General features: G+C 62.7%; 10 protein-coding genes. 9 read left to right on the top strand and 1 reads right to left on the bottom strand.

Annotated features, from left to right (window positions below):
- Nucleotides 1–122: 122 nt before the first annotated feature.
- Nucleotides 123–2,414, bottom strand: a complete 2,292-nt coding sequence (locus tag PQR53_RS35715) for a hypothetical protein (RefSeq protein ID WP_408464836.1) — start codon at nt 2,412–2,414, stop codon at nt 123–125.
- An 801-nt stretch (nt 2,415–3,215) separates the two neighbouring features.
- On the opposite strand from PQR53_RS35715, the gene PQR53_RS35710 reads away from it, so the two are divergent.
- From PQR53_RS35710 to PQR53_RS35670, 9 genes are all read left to right on the top strand, one after another.
- Nucleotides 3,216–4,202, top strand: coding sequence for a helix-turn-helix domain-containing protein (locus PQR53_RS35710; protein WP_408464868.1), 987 nt, complete (start codon nt 3,216–3,218; stop codon nt 4,200–4,202).
- Nucleotides 4,203–4,307: 105 nt separating this feature from the next.
- Nucleotides 4,308–5,909, top strand: coding sequence for a sugar phosphate nucleotidyltransferase (locus PQR53_RS35705; protein ID WP_408464834.1), 1,602 nt, complete (start codon nt 4,308–4,310; stop codon nt 5,907–5,909).
- A gap of 57 nt (nt 5,910–5,966) precedes the next feature.
- Complete coding sequence (locus PQR53_RS35700) at nt 5,967–7,352, top strand: undecaprenyl-phosphate glucose phosphotransferase (RefSeq protein WP_408464832.1); 1,386 nt, start codon at nt 5,967–5,969, stop codon at nt 7,350–7,352.
- A gap of 67 nt (nt 7,353–7,419) precedes the next feature.
- Entirely contained in the window at nt 7,420–8,559 is a 1,140-nt protein-coding gene (locus tag PQR53_RS35695; RefSeq protein ID WP_408464830.1) for a polysaccharide biosynthesis/export family protein, read from the top strand.
- A 48-nt stretch (nt 8,560–8,607) separates the two neighbouring features.
- Nucleotides 8,608–10,842, top strand: coding sequence for a polysaccharide biosynthesis tyrosine autokinase (locus PQR53_RS35690; RefSeq protein WP_408464828.1), 2,235 nt, complete (start codon nt 8,608–8,610; stop codon nt 10,840–10,842).
- A 92-nt stretch (nt 10,843–10,934) separates the two neighbouring features.
- Nucleotides 10,935–12,053 (top strand): GDP-mannose 4,6-dehydratase, encoded by a 1,119-nt coding sequence (gene gmd / locus PQR53_RS35685; protein WP_408464826.1) that lies wholly within the window; start codon nt 10,935–10,937, stop codon nt 12,051–12,053.
- Nucleotides 12,054–12,058: 5 nt separating this feature from the next.
- The gene (locus PQR53_RS35680; RefSeq protein WP_408464824.1) at nt 12,059–13,018 is read left to right on the top strand and encodes a GDP-L-fucose synthase family protein; all 960 of its coding nucleotides are present in this window, start codon (nt 12,059–12,061) and stop codon (nt 13,016–13,018) included.
- Nucleotides 13,019–13,132: 114 nt separating this feature from the next.
- Complete coding sequence (locus PQR53_RS35675; RefSeq protein WP_408464822.1) at nt 13,133–14,275, top strand: glycosyltransferase family 4 protein; 1,143 nt, start codon at nt 13,133–13,135, stop codon at nt 14,273–14,275.
- A 56-nt stretch (nt 14,276–14,331) separates the two neighbouring features.
- Nucleotides 14,332–15,669 (top strand): glycosyltransferase WbuB, encoded by a 1,338-nt coding sequence (locus tag PQR53_RS35670; protein ID WP_408464820.1) that lies wholly within the window; start codon nt 14,332–14,334, stop codon nt 15,667–15,669.
- Nucleotides 15,670–15,692 lie beyond the last annotated feature (23 nt).

The following is a 15,692-nucleotide window of genomic DNA, read 5'->3' as shown; positions in this document are numbered from 1 at the left end:
ACGGGTGTAAGGAAGGGCCTGCCCTGTCACATCACGCCGAAGTATCGTCGCGTCTCGACAGTGCGTGATGTCTGAAGATCGGCTGCTGTTTGCCGATGCGCATGATGCACGGCACGGCACAGCTAGCGAGCAACGTAACCCTCCGGCGTCGTCACTGCGTCCTTGAACACTCCGGCGTTGGCGGAGACCACATAGATCGGTGTCGGCGACAGCTTGAGGCTTGCGAAACCGTCACGATACGGCAGCGTCGACGCGTTGCCCATCATGTCGAACACCACCACTTCGCCCGACGTGCCCGGCGCATCCACGCGCAGGCGATAGTCCACGCTCTGGCTCGCGCTGAAACCGGTTTTGGCGTTCCACGCGTCGTTGTCATGCGTCCACAGCGCCGTCACGATCTTGCCGCCGCCAAGCCTGCGGAATGCATAGGCGTATACGCCTTTTGGCAGACCTTTGAGTGGTCCGAGCGTACCCGTCCCGTCGATGATTCGCGTCATGGCCGCCACCGCGAGCGCGGCCGGTTTGGGGCTGATGCGAGCGGCGCCGAAGGCGCCCTGCGGATGATCGAGTTCAAAGAACACCCCGTAACCGGCCGCGGCCTCCGGCATGTCCGCCAGGTAGAAGACGTAGGTCATGTCCGCACCTTCGCCGAGCAGGATGAGATGCGTGCGTGCCACGACTGCCGCTTGCGCATACAGGACGTTCGCGCCCGGATAGTTTTTGCCGTACGCCTGGCCGATGTCGTAGCTGATGCCAGTTTCTGTAACGAACAGCGGCGCGCCGGGCTTCAGATACTGCCGCAGCTCGTGGCGCAGCGCCCGCATCGCGGCGGGCAGCGCGCCTGGCACCGTGCCTTGATTGCCTGAGTCGGCGACTCGTTCGGGAGGATGCGACGGTGTCGTGCCGATGTCGTAATAGCCGTGAATGGTCATGCCGTCCATATAACGGCCGATCCCCTGCGGACCGAGACGGCGCATCCACGTCACGTTGGCCTGAACCGACGCGTACGTCACACCCATTACCACTGCATGCGGGTCCGTCTGATGAATGCCCTCCCAGACGGCTTTATACATGGCGATGAAATTTGCGTCGGTATCGCGCCACGGCAGCCCGCCATCGGCATCCGGTTCCCATGTCACCTGATAGTAGTTGTCGCGCTGTTTGGGGAAGTAGGTCATCCGTGTGCGGTTGGACTCGGCGCCGACTTTTGCCATGTAGTCCTTCATTTGCGTGAGCGAGGTCGGCGCATAGCTGTGCGTCTCCTTGCCGGTCGGGCTCGCCCACTGCGGAATGCCGTCGAGCTGGATCAAGCGCATGATGTCGCCGCGCCGGAAATAGGGGACCAACTGTTTGCTGGCGGGATCGAACGTGCCCGCTTTTTTGGGCTCTTCCATATACCAGTTGCGGTTGTCGTTCGCCCAGGAAAGGCCGAGCGCCGTATAGACCGGCCGATAGCCGTCGCCGTCGCAGCAATGCTGCCCGGGCGCGAGATAAGCGGTGCCCTGGCCACCGAACCGATGCAAGTCTTCATACGGAAAGCGTACGGCCGGCAAAGCAGCCGAGGTGTCGGGGAGTACGCCGAAGGTAGCGATTCCCGCAGGACGTGTCCCACGCGATTCGAGCTGGCCATGCGCGCGCTCCAGCGAAGCGGAGACGGCGAAGTAGCCCGCAACGGTCGACGCGCAACTGAGCGTCGACAGCGTGGCGCCCGCGGCAACGGGGAAGCGGCCGCTGGCGCGCACGGCGTTCCAGCTGTCGCGGATCTGCCAGTTGAGCGTGTCGTTTTGCGTCGGACGTGTCGTGAAAACGAGCGCGAACGGTTGGTCCGCCGCGAAGAGGCGCGTGCCGTCGCTCGGCGTGTCCGCTTCCAGCAGATCGCCGTTCGCGGCTGCGCGCACCTGTGAGGAAGGTGCCGCGCAGCGCAGGCCCGCGCCGGGCGGCGCCTTCAATGCAGAAGGCACGTTGGCCACCGATTCCGGCGCGCTGTCCTGGTTCGCCGAAGCTGCCGCCACCTTCGCCGCCGCGCCCGCATCGACAGGGGTGAGCGCAACCGCGCAGCGCTTCTCCACGCCGGGCGCCGGATCGCCGAACACACCGTTATTGCAATCCGCGCTGTTCAAAAACGTCTTGATGACATGTTGCTCGATCGTGCCGTACAGCACGTCACGTGTACCGCTGAACCGGCAGGTGCCGTACTCCGCCGCGCAGGGTGTCCACTTTCTGCCATCAACCGTCAGCTCGGGATTGCTCGCGCCGCCGGGACTGGCCGAAGCCGCTGCCGCGCTGTACGGGGCGGCGATCGAGCCAAGCAGGATAAACGCCGCTGTCGAGGCAGTGGCACGCAGTGCAAACCCGTGAGTGGCAAAGGCGCCGACGAGTGGTCGCAGCGCGCGTTGTTCGCGTACATTCGACATATGTTCCCCGTGTCGTTCGACGTTGACGTTCCGGTAACAAGACGACGCGCAATGGCTAGTTGACCAGGCCACAGCCGCCTCAGGCTACCTCACATCGCAATGTGTTGCGGAAACCGCATAGGCCATTTCCGCAATGTGTTGGCGGAATCGTACCGGTTGTGATCCGACACAATCCGCCATTGGCCCGCCTATTGCCTAGCGGACTAAAGTTGGCTTATTTCGGTGTTTCACGTTTGAAACATTAATCGTCCTGTTTATATTAAGTGGATCCAATAACAACGAATTAAATAATTTTGTCGCCAGCGAAAGTGCTTATATTGGAGACTGTTTTACACATCTCTGCCGACTGAATATATCGTCGGAAGAAAGTCCCCCTGGAATCTTGTAAGAGCATGAGCCGCCGTAGCTAGGACGGCTGCCCTCATTCTGGCGGTGGGTGGGAGAGAAGTCACTTCAAATCTGCGGAATCAGTAGGCGGATCAAGGTGCCACTCAAGCATTGCGAGCAGTGACTGTATGTGTGGCAACGCACGAAAAAAATGCATTAATTAGCATTAGAATTCGCGAAACGTAAATTCATTCATATGCAGAATTGGCATTAAATTCATTGAAAAATTAGTAGTGCCGGGATTGTTCCGAAAATCACTGGCTGGCCACCATATCGAAACGCCAACATGTCTGCACTTTCGGTCATGGCGGCTAAATGCTTGATCGGGGATGGCTATGATGCACTGCACAGAGCATGCCTCTGTGCGGCGTTCAAGGTTGAAAAGTAGATTCGTTTTCTGTTGAGAGGATGACTATGACCTGCGCGAGTCTCGAATCTGCAATGTTGCGCTGGGTGCACGCGCCGAACAAGGGTATGCGTCGCATCGCGATACTGATGTTCAACGACTGCTCGCTGCAGGGCGCGGGCGTGGTTGCCGAGGTGTTTCAGGCCGCGAACGAACTGGCATCGTCCGGCTCGGGCGGCTGGTTGTATGACGTTTCCTTCCTGTCGGCCGACGGCGGCATGGTGACCTCGTCTTCGGCACTGCGGGTCTGGACTGACGGACTCGACGCGCGGCATTACGGCGGCTTCGACGCGTTGTATGTGGCCGGTGGCAAAGGCGCCTGTGCCGCGGCCGGCGACGAGCGTCTGATCGCCTGGTTGCGGCGCGTGCGCCGCAACACCGGCATGATCCGGCCGATTGCGGAAGGACGCGCGCTGCTCGATGCGGCCTATGTGCCGGACAGCAAGGAAAGCGCGGATTTCCACCAGCAGCAGTCAATGCCGCCGCGCCAGACCGAACCGAACGGCGATGCGGGCGACCGGCTCGAATCGATGCGCAGCGCGCTTGCGATGATCAAGCGCGATCTCGGCGGCGCGACCGCCCGCACGGTCGCCGAGCGTCTGCTCGCCGATTCGTGCTCGAACCTCGCACCGCTGCTGGGTGAAGACGGCGGGTTGAGCCCGGGCGACAAAGTACGCGCCGCGGCGCGCTGGCTGCAAGAAAATTGCCAGCAGTCGATTTCGATCGCCGACGCGGCGCAGTTCGCCGCGATGAGCGAGCGCAACTTCCTGCGCCGCTTCAAGATGGAAATGGGTATTACGCCCTCGAGTTTCCTGTTGCATGAGCGCCTCGCGGTGACCTGCAGCCTGCTGACCGAGTCGGAATTGCCGGTGGACAAGATTGCCCGGCGCACCGGCATGGGTAACGGTGACCGCCTCGCCAAGGTCTTCCGTAAGCGCATGAGAATTTCCCCCACTGAGTTCCGGATTCAAAGCCGCCGCATGGTCGGCGGTTAGCGTACGTACGCGCGGCGACGCGGTTTTCCGCGCTACCACGGAATATTTCGTGCATGGCTTCGTTAAGACCTTCGTTGACTTCAGAAATTTATCAGGAATCCGAATATGTTGACTCAGGGAGTGGTGGGCGCTGCGTCGGTGAACCCGGACGGCGCAAGTGCCGGGTCTGCCGGTACGCATTGCGCGCGCATCGTCCCGGTCATTCTTGCCGGTGGCTCGGGTACGCGTCTGTGGCCGGTGTCGCGTGAGAACTTTCCGAAGCAACTGATCGACGTCGTCGGCTCTGACTCGTTGCTGCAGGCAACCGCGCGGCGGATGGACGGATTTCCCGCTGGTTGGAACGTGGACGCGTCGCCGATCATCGTGTGCGGCGAAGAACACCGCTTTGTGATTGCCGAGCAGCTTCGTGAAAACGGCATGGACGCGCGGCTGATCGTCGAGCCTGCGCGGCGCGATACGGCCCCGGCTTTGACGCTCGCGGCGTCGCTCGCGTGCGCCGAGGGCGGCGACGCGATTCTCGTTGTGATGCCGTCTGATCATTCGATCGCGGATGTGCCCGCATTACAAGGCGCGCTGGAACGTGCTGCCAGGTACGCGGACCGGGGCTCGATCGCCACGCTCGGCGTGCCGCCCACGCGTGCCGATACGGGCTTCGGCTATATCCGCATCGGCGCGCAACTGCCCGACGGCGGCCATGCGATCGACAGCTTCATCGAGAAGCCGGCCGAGGAGATCGCCACGCAGTACGTCGCGGCAGGCACGTATTGGTGGAATGCCGGCATCTTTGTCGTGCGGGCACGCGTGTGGCTCGAATTGCTGAAACGCTTGCAACCGGAGATGCACGCCGCTTGCGAGCGAGCGTTCGTGAACGGCCGCAGCGAAGGCGCGTACTTTCGTCCGCTGCTGGACGCCTTCCTGGCAACGCCTGCCGACTCGATCGACTACGCCGTGATGGAGCGTCTCACGGACGGCGCCGAACTGAGCGAGCCAGACGACGTGGGTGCTCCGGACCAGACCGCCGCGGCTCGCGGCGCGGACCCGCAAGCGATGTCCGGCGCGAATCCCGCAGGCGTCGTCGTGCGGCTCGATGCGGGCTGGTCGGACCTCGGTTCATGGGACGCCGTCTGGGCCGCGATGGAGAAGGACGCCAACGGCAACGCCGGGCGCGGCCGCGTGACGTTCGAAGGCGCGGTGTCGAGCTATGCGCATTCCGAAGGGCGGCTGGTCGCCTGCGTCGGCACGACCAATGTGGTGGTCGTCGAAACGGCGGATGCGGTGCTGGTGGTCGACCGTTCGCACGTGCAGGACGTCAAGGGCCTGGTGTCGCGGATCAAGGCGCAGCACGCCCCCGAAGCGGATGCGCATCGCAAGGTGCGGCGCCCCTGGGGTTTCTACGATTCCATCGACCACGGCGAACGCTTCCAGGTCAAGCGCATCGTCGTGACGCCGGGCGCGCAGCTATCGCTGCAACTGCACCACCACCGCGCCGAACACTGGGTTGTCGTGCGCGGCACAGCGCTCGTCACGCGCGGCGACGAGCAGTTCCTGCTCAGTGAAAACGAATCGACCTACATCCCGCTCGGCACCCGTCACCGGCTCGAAAACCCCGGCAAGGTGCCGCTCGAAATCATTGAAATCCAGTCAGGCACCTATCTCGGTGAAGACGACATTGTGAGGTTCAACGACAACTACGGCCGCTGCTCCTAACAGCGCTCCCGCAATGATGTGCGGAAAAGAACGAACGGCAAGAACGAGGTAAGCAAAATGCGCAAGTTTCAGGATTTACTCGCGCGAGTTTTCGATGTCGCGTTGGTGCTCGCGGGGGCGGCGGTGGCGTCGCAGATCCGCTTCGATTACCTCGCTCAATCGGGGTTCTATTGGGCGCTCGTGATGTTTTCCGCTGCCTTCGCGCTGGCCATCTTTCCAGCGTTCGGGGTGTATGAATCCTGGCGCGGCCGTTCCAAGCTCTCGCTCGCCGGACAGGTGGCGCTCGCGTGGCTGATCGTGCAGGGCAGTGCGCTTGTGCTGATGTATTCGCTGCACCGCATCGACTTCGTGTCGCGGCTGTGGTTCTCGTACTGGACCGCGGTGACGGGCGGCCTCCTGATCGCTTACCGGCTGGTGACGCATGCGGTGCTGGCGCGTGCGCGCAGTGCCGGCCTGAATCTGCACCAGGTCGCGATCGTCGGCAGCGGTTCGCAATGCGACGCGATCATCCGCCGGATCGATTCGGCGCCCACCACCGGCTTTCGCGCCACCGCCGTCTACAACACGCGTCCGGAACTGTCGCCCGTCACCAGTCCGCGCGTACCGGTATACGACACCGTGGACGCGCTCGCCGACTATATCCGCACCAACGACGTGCACGAACTCTGGCTGATGGTCTCGCTCACCGAGGAGCCGCTGATTTGCGCGCTGGTGAGCGAGTTCCGCGACGACCTGGTGAATATCCGCTTCATGCCTGACGTGCGCAGCCTCGCGCTCTTCGAAGGCAGCGGCGTGATCGATCTGCTCGGGGTGCCGGCGATCAACCTCGTCGCCTCGCCGCTGTCGGCCAGTTCGATGCTGAAGAAGGAAATCTTCGATCGCCTGTTCGCCGCCACGGCGCTGATCTGCCTCGCGCCGATCATGTTCGCGATCGCGATTGCGGTGAAGCTCTCGTCGCGCGGCCCGGTTTTCTTCAAACAGAAGCGTAAAGGCGCGGATGGCCGCGTGTTCACGATCTACAAATTCCGCTCCATGCGTATGCATGCCGAGCAAAAGGGCACGCTCAGACAGGCGACGCGCAATGATCCGCGCGTCACGCGAGTCGGCGCATTTTTACGCCGCACCAGCCTCGACGAGCTGCCGCAATTCTTCAACGTGTTGCGTGGCGACATGTCGGTCGTCGGACCGCGTCCCCATGCACTCGAGCACGACGACCTCTATCAGAAAGTGGTTGCCGGCTACATCAATCGCTACCGGATCAAGCCGGGCATTACGGGTTGGGCGCAGATCAACGGCTTTCGTGGCGAAACCGACCGCATCGAGAAGATGGAGCGTCGCGTCGAACATGACCTGTACTACCTGGGGCATTGGTCGTTCGCGCTCGATATGCGGATTATCGGCGCGACGATTGTCGCCGGACTGGTGCATCGAAACGCTTACTAAGTAGTTAACAAGCACGCTGGGCGCTGCCTCCCCCGAGGACAGTTCGCTGGCGCAAGGAGGAAACACCATGAGCTCGCTTGGTATACGCACGGGAAGTCTCGTGATTTTCACAGCTACAGCACTGCTTTCCGGATGCGGGGAAGTACCGGGTCAACGGATGATCACGCCGGCCGCTATTCAGGACACGGGCGGGGACTACAGCACCGAAGCATCACAGCAACAGCAGATACCGATTACCGATATCAACCTCGCACTGCTGCGCAAGATGAACCAGGCGCAGACGTCCTCGCCGCTGCCGACGCAGACCATGGCGCTGTTCGGCAAACCGACGGCATACAAGGTCGGCCCGGGCGACGTGCTGCAGATTGTCGTGTGGGATCACCCGGAACTCGCGGCGGCGCTCGGCCAGCCCGCGCAGAACGCGAAGACGTCGGATGCCGCTCCCGGTTTTCTGATCGACGAAAACGGTGATGTTCAGTTCCCCTACGCGGGCACGGTGCATGTGGCCGGCAAAGACGTCGCGACGATCCAGAAGGAACTGCACAAGCGTCTGAGTAATGTGTATCAGAAGCCGGAAGTGACCGTGCGGGTGGCTTCATTCCGGAACGCGCAGGTCTTCATCGACGGCGAAGTACGTACGCCGGGAGCCCAGTCGGTCACCGATATTCCGCTGACGCTGACGAGTGCGATCAGCCAGGGCGGCGGCTTCAGCGCCAATGCGGATCGTAGCCGCGTGGAGTTGATCCGCAACGGCGTGACGTATCCGCTCAACGTGGACGACATGGTCAAGCGCGGCCGCAATCCGTCGGAGATTTACCTTCAGGCCGGCGACATGGTGCGGGTGGCATCGCGTGAAGACAGCGGCGTGTATGTGATGGGCGAGGTCAACAAACCGGCGACCATCCTGCCGATGCGTAACGGTTCGCTGACACTTTCGCAGGCCATTTCCGACAGCGGAAGCTTCGATTCGAACACGGCGGCGGCCAAACAGCTGTTCGTGATCCGTAATTCGACCAGCGACTCGCCGCAGGTCTACCACCTCGATGCGACTTCGCCGGTGTCCATGATCCTCGCCAATCAGTTCGAGCTCCAACCGAAGGACGTCGTGTATGTCGGTCAAGGGGGCTTGGTCCGCTTCAACCGTGTGCTGAACCTGTTGCTGCCGGCTATCAATGCCGCGGTCACCGGTGTCGTGCTCGCGAAGTAAAGATTCGAATCCAGACCTTGAACCGCCGGGCTTTGTTGGGTGAACAAAATGGCAATCAACTTCGAAAACCGCTACACCGACGTGTCCGGACCGGACGAGCTGCATCTGTCGGACTATCTGCGCACGATCGTGAGGGGCTGGCGCACGATCGTGATGGTGACGCTGATCGCACTCGCGCTGGGCTGCGCGTACGCGTTCCTCGCGCCGCCGACGTATCGCGCGGATGTCCTGTTCCACGTCGAGGACAAGACGGCCAATGCCAATGCGAACGGCAAGGATTCCTTGCCGCCGCTCACCGGCATGTTCGACACCAAGCCCTCGACGGCGGCGGAGATCGAGTTGCTGAAGTCGCGTCTCGTCACCGAGGAAACGGTCAAGAACCTGCACCTCGACATTACGGCCGGGCCGCGCACCTTGCCGTTCATCGGCGGCATGATCGCGGGCCTGGTGAACGGACAATGGGGCTTCAAGTTGCCGTCGTTCATCAACCTGTCCGACTACGCCTGGGGTGACGAGAGCATTGCCGTGTCGCGCTTCGATACGTCGAAGGACTTTTACGACACGACCTTTACGCTGATTGCGGGCGATGGCGGTTCGTACGTGCTGCGCGACAAGAACGGGATCGCGATTCTCTCCGGCCATGTCGGCGAGACCGTGGAAACCGATACCGCCGACGGTCCGATTGCGTTGCACGTCGATAAACTGGTCGGCGCGCCCGGCTCGCGTTTCGAACTGCAACGCGCCTCGACGCTGGGCACCGTGGACCGCTTGCAAAAGGCGCTGGTAGTCGCGGAGACCACGCTGCAGTCGGGCGTGATACGCACGAGTCTCGAAGGCGGCGACCCGGCACTGACTGCGGCGATCGTCAACAGCATGGCGCGCGAATTCGTGCGGCAGGATGTGGAGAGCCGCTCGACCGAGGCGGAGCACATGCTGGCCTTCCTCGACCAGCAATTGCCGGGCTTGCGCAAGGAACTCGACGAAGCCGAGCAACGCTATAACAAGTTCCGCAACGCGCACGGCACGGTCGATCTTGGCGAAGAAAGCCGCCTGCTGCTGCAGCAGGTCGTCGACAACAAGACGAAGCTGCTCGATCTGCAGCAGCAACGCGCGGAGATGTCGCAGCGCTTCACCGCGAATCACCCGGCGGTAGCCGCGCTGGATGCACAGATCGCGGCGTTGCAGGGCGCGGCGGCCACCATGAACCGCAGCGTGGCGGTGATGCCGGATACCGAGCAGACCGCATTGCGTTTGCTGCGCGACGTGCATGTCGACACGGAGCTCTATACCAATCTGCTGAACAGTGCGCAGCAACTCCGGGTGGCGAAAGCCGGCCAGGTCGGCAACGTGCGCGTGGTGGACTTCGCCGAAACGCCTGACGAGCCGGTGCGTCCGAAGCGTGTGCTGGCGATCCTGATCGCGCTTGGCGGTGGCTTGCTGATCGGCATCATGCTGACCTTCTTCAAGCGCGCGATCTACGGCGGCGTGGAACGTCCGGATGAACTCGAAGCGGTGCTCGGCGTGCCGGTGTTCGCGATCGTGCCGCGCAGCCAGACCCAGTTGCGTTTGCAGGAAAACGTCATGTTGCGCCGCCGTGGGCTGCATGTGCTTGCGCAGCAGGCGCCGGAAGACATCGCCGTGGAAGGCGTGCGCAATCTGCGGACCTCGTTGCAGTTGTCGCTCGATCACGCCGAGAACAACGTCGTGATGATCACGGGTTCGCGGCCCGATACCGGCAAGTCCTTCCTGTCGGTGAATCTGGCGGCGCTGGTGGCCTCGGCGAACAAGCGGGTGCTGATTATCGACGGCGACATGCGGCGCGGCGACGTCCATTCGCATTTCGGCGTCGGCCATCAACCGGGTCTTTCCGACGTGCTGAGCGGCGGCGATCTGACGTCGATGATCCAGCGCGACGTGCTGCCCGGCCTTGATGTGCTCGCCAAGGGCACGCTGCCTTCGCATCCGTCCGAATTGCTGATGAGCAAGCGCTTCGAAACGATGCTCGAGGAATTGAAGTCGCACTATGACCTCGTGATCGTCGACACGCCGCCGGTACTTGCCGTGACCGACTCGACGCTGATCGGCAAGCACGCCGGCACGACGCTGCTGGTGGTGCGCCACGGCCGCCATCCGCTGAACGAGATTGCCGAGACGGCCAAGCGGCTGCTCAACGGCGGCGTATCGCTCAGAGGCGTGCTGCTGACCGACGTGCCTCAGGAAGGGGCCTTCCTCGGTTCCGGCTATCAGGGCGGTTATTACGGCTACGACAGCATCGCAGGTTAAGGGTTGACGCAGCGGCGGCTCCGCGACGGGGCCGATCGCTCGAATCGTGCTGTGGCACTGGCATCGTAAAGCTTAACGAGAGGGATAGCTCCATGAAACGCAAGGTCGCGCTGATCACCGGCATCACTGGACAGGACGGGTCGTATCTCGCCGAGCTGCTGCTCGCCAAGGATTACGACGTACATGGCATCAAACGCAGGTCATCCCTGTTCAATACAGACCGGATCGATCATCTCTATCGCGATCCGCACGACCCGGATCAGCGACTCTTCCTGCATCACGCCGACCTGACCGACTCGACCAGCATCCTGCGCGTGATTCAGCGGGTCGAGCCAGACGAGATCTACAACCTCGCGGCGCAGAGCCACGTGGCGGTTTCGTTCGAGGAACCGGAATACACGGCCAATGCCGACGGCCTTGGCGCGCTGCGGATTCTCGAAGCGATCCGGATTCTCGGGCTTCAGCACAAGACGCGTTTCTATCAGGCCTCGACCTCGGAACTGTATGGCCTCGTGCAACAGATTCCGCAATCGGAGACTACCCCGTTCTATCCACGCAGCCCGTACGCGGTGGCCAAGCTGTTCGCGTACTGGACCACGGTCAATTACCGCGAGGCTTACGGGCTTTATGCCTGCAACGGGATTCTGTTCAATCACGAATCGCCGGTGCGTGGCGAGACTTTCGTGACGCGCAAGATCACGCGCGCCGTGGCGCGCATCGCGGTGGGCATGCAGAAGATCCTGTATCTCGGCAATCTGTCGGCGTTGCGCGACTGGGGTCATGCGCGCGACTACGTGGAAATGCAGTGGCGCATGTTGCAACAGGAACAGCCGGAGGACTACGTCATCGCCACCGGCGTGCAGTACAGCGTGCGTGACTTCGTCCGGCATGCCGCGGCCGAACTGGGTGTCACCGTGCGTTTCGAAGGCACCGGCGTGGATGAAATCGGCGTTGTCGACAAGGTGGAAGGGCGCGAGATCAGGATGTCGCCCGGCGACGTGATCGTGCGTGTCGATCCACGCTACTTCCGTCCGGCCGAAGTCGAGACGCTGCTGGGCGATCCGTCGAAAGCGCATGCCAAGCTTGGCTGGCAGCCGACTACGTCGTTCGCCTCACTGGTCAAGGAAATGGTGCGCGCGGACTATCAGATTGCAAGACGTGACGCGCTCGTCACGCTGGCCGGTTTCACGGCGCTGGAACATCACGAGTAACGGCAATGAACAAACAAGCACGCATCTTCGTCGCGGGCCACCGCGGCATGGTCGGCTCCGCGTTGGTCCGGCGGCTCGCTGCCGAGGGCTATTACAACGTCGTCACGCGACCGCGGGCGGAGCTCGACCTCATGGATCAGGCGGCCGTGAATGGCTTTTTCGAGCGGGAAAAGATCGAGGTGGTGCTGCTCGCGGCCGCGCGGGTGGGCGGCATCCTAGCCAACGCGTCGCAGCCGGGTGAGTTCATCTATGAAAACCTGGTGATCGAAACCAACGTGATTCACGCCGCGTTTCGTGCCCAGGTCGAGCGGCTGGTGTTCTTCGGTTCGTCGTGCATTTATCCGAAGCAGTGTCCGCAGCCGATTCGCGAGGAGTATCTGTTGACCTCGCCGCTCGAGCCGACCAACGACGCCTACGCGATCGCGAAGATCGCCGGCCTCAAGCTGTGCGAGGCCTACAACCGCGAATACAACACGCAGTATGTCTCGCTGATGCCGACCAATCTGTATGGCCCCAACGATAACTACGATCTGAACAGCAGCCATGTTTTACCGGCGCTGCTGCGCAAGGCACACGAAGCGAAGGTGAACGGCAGCGCGACCTTGACGGTGTGGGGATCGGGCACGCCGTGCCGCGAGTTTCTGCACGTCGACGATCTCGCCGCGGCGACCCTCTTCGTGCTCGAGCATAACGTCACAGAAGGCCTGTTCAACGTCGGCGTGGGTGAAGACCTGTCGATTCGCGAACTGGCCGAGTGCATCTGCAAGGTGGTGGGCTTCGAGGGCGAACTCGTCTTCGACGCATCCAAACCTGACGGCACGCCGCGCAAGCTGCTCGACGTATCGCGGCTCGCGCAAATGGGCTGGCACGCGACCATTGGCCTCGAGGAAGGCCTCGCGTCAACGTATCGGGAATTCGTTGAACTACACGCCGGCTCGACCTCCGTCGCCGCCTTGCACGTATAGGCGCGCACTGAAGGGCCGTTGAGCGCGTTTCCGGAACTGGGGGAGCGCGTGGCGCGTGACGCGCGGGTAGCGTGCAACGCACACAGGGACGATTTTTCGAGGAGTGGCATAAAAATGACAGCGTCAGTCACGATCTTCCACAACGTCGTATGGTCGCGCCACAAGGGTGTCGTGTTCTCCGCTTTGCATAACATTTCGTCGTCCGGCGCGATTCGCTACTCGATGGTGCAGATTGCGGATACCGAGCACGATCGTGTCGGCTTTTCGGATGTCGACTATTCGTACCATCGCTATCCGATGCAGAAGCTGTTCGACGGCTGCTACGAAGATGTGCCGACGATGAAGATGATCGCGCGGCTCACCTGGGAAGTTCTGCGGACCAAATCGGATCTGATCGTTCTGCCGGGTTACCACCGTCCGGAATACTGGGCGATGCTGGCGGCGTGCATCGTGACCGGCAAGCGGCGCGCGGTGTTCTGCGATTCCACTGCGCGCGACCGGCCCAAGAAGCTGCTGACCTCGATTCCGAAGCGCGTGTTCTTCTCGCTCTGCGACGGCTATTTCGGTTTCGGCGAGCGCAGCCGCGAGTATCTGCTTTCACTTGGCGCCAAGCGCGACAAGATTTTCGTGCCGTGTCAGGCCGCCGCAATGCCCGGCTCGTTTTCGCCGGAGCGCGCGCTGGTTGAGCGGGTGGCGGCGCGCGCCGGCAATCCGCCGGTGTTTCTCTATGTGGGCCGTCTTTCGGAAGAGAAGGGCATTGGCACGCTGATCGAGGCGTTCGCCGGTTTGCGTCGGCGTATTCCAGCGGCGCAGTTGCGCATTGTCGGCACCGGGCCGATGGCGGACGCGCTGCACGCGAAAGTGGCCGAACTTGAACTGGGCGAGGCAGTGACCTTTGCCGGCAGTTTGCAGGATGAACCGCTCACCCAGGAATATTACGGCGCGACCTGCATGGTGCTGCCGAGCTATAGCGAGCCGTGGGGACTCGTCGTCAACGAGGCGCTCGCGCATGGCTGCCCCGCGGTGGTTAGCGAGAGTTGCGGCTGTGTGCCGGAGCTGGTGATCGACGGCGTGAGCGGCTATGCCTTCACGGCGGGCGATGTCGCCGGCTTGCAACGCACGATGCTCAAGGCGATGGAAGCGTTCGCCGACGCCGGCGGCACGGCGCGCCGCTGCATGGATGTGATTCGCCGTTTCGATCCGCCTTCCGCCGCCGCCAATATCGCTCGTGGCTGCGCGCTGATGCTGAGCGACTGACGCGCCTCACGGCCTTCGTCGCGCAAGCGAAGCTCTAACTCGTTCTGGCAGCCACAATGAAGATTCTGATCTACGGCCTCAACTACGCGCCTGAACTGACGGGAGTGGGCAAGTACACGGCGGAAATGGCGGTGCTTCTGGCCAACCGCGGCCACGAGGTTCGGGTGGTGTGCGCGCCGCCCTATTATCCGGAGTGGCGCGTGGCGGCGAACTATGTGTCGTGGCGCTATCAACGCGAGACGCGCGACGGCGTCGCGATCTGGCGCGCGCCGCTGTGGGTGCCCGCGCGTCCCAACGGCCTGAAGCGGATGCTGCATCTGGCGAGTTTCGCGACGACTTCGTTGCCGCTGCTCGCGCGGCAGGTGCTGTGGCGCCCCGATGCGGCAATGCTGATTGCGCCCACGCTGATGTGCGCGCCTGCCATGTTGCTGCTCTCGCGGATGGCGCGCGCGAGTGCCTGGCTGCACATTCAGGATTTCGAAGTCGACGCGGCTTTCGATCTGGGTCTTCTGAAAAGCTCGCGGGCGGCTCGCGTGGCACGCTGGATCGAAAGCACGCTGCTGCGGCGCTTCGATACCGTGTCGTCGATTACGCCGCAGATGAGTGCGCGCGCGGTCGTCAAGGGAGTCGAGTCCTCGCGGGTCGTGTGTCTGCCCAATTGGGTCGATGTGTCGACCATCTTTCCGCTTGCGCGCGCGAGCGAATACCGGCGCCTGCTTGGGATTCCGCCTGACCAGAAGGTAGTGCTGTACTCGGGCAACATGGGCGCGAAACAGGGCATCGAAACGGTTGCCGATGCGGCGGCAGCGCTTGCCACGCGTGCCGACATCACTTTCGTTTTCTGCGGCAGCGGCGCGGCGAAAGTGAGTTTGCTAGAGCGCTGCGCGGGATTGGCGAATTGCGTTTTCATGCCGCTGCAACCGGCGGACCGTCTGAACGAACTGCTCAACCTCGCCGACATTCACGTTCTGCCGCAACGCGGCGATGCGGCGGATCTGGTGATGCCATCGAAGCTCACCGGCATGTTCGCAAGCGGACGCGCCGTGGTTGCGATGGCGCGACGCGGCACGGGGCTCTACGACGCGGTGGCGCCGCGCGGCGTGGTCGTGCCGCCGGACAACGTGAAGGCTTTGGCGGCGGCGCTCACCGTGCTGGCGGGCGATCGCGAACGTCGCGTGGCGCTCGGCAAGGCCGCGCGCAATTATGCGGAGCGTGCCCTGTCGCCCGAATCGACGATTGGCACTTTCGAAGAGCGGCTCGCGATATTGGTCCGGAACTCGCGTGGCAAGCGCGCGAAAGTGGAGAAGCCGTATTTCGGGGCCGCGAGATCTTCAACCGCCGCGACGCGGCGGCAACGCAAGCCGGCTACAACGGAGGAAGCCGCGCCGGATTGATCCGGTACGCGGCCATCTCATGA

Source organism: Paraburkholderia fungorum, assembly GCF_046027605.1.
Classification (GTDB): Bacteria; Pseudomonadota; Gammaproteobacteria; order Burkholderiales; family Burkholderiaceae; genus Paraburkholderia; species Paraburkholderia fungorum_F.
This window is presented reverse-complemented; position numbering and strand designations above follow the sequence as displayed.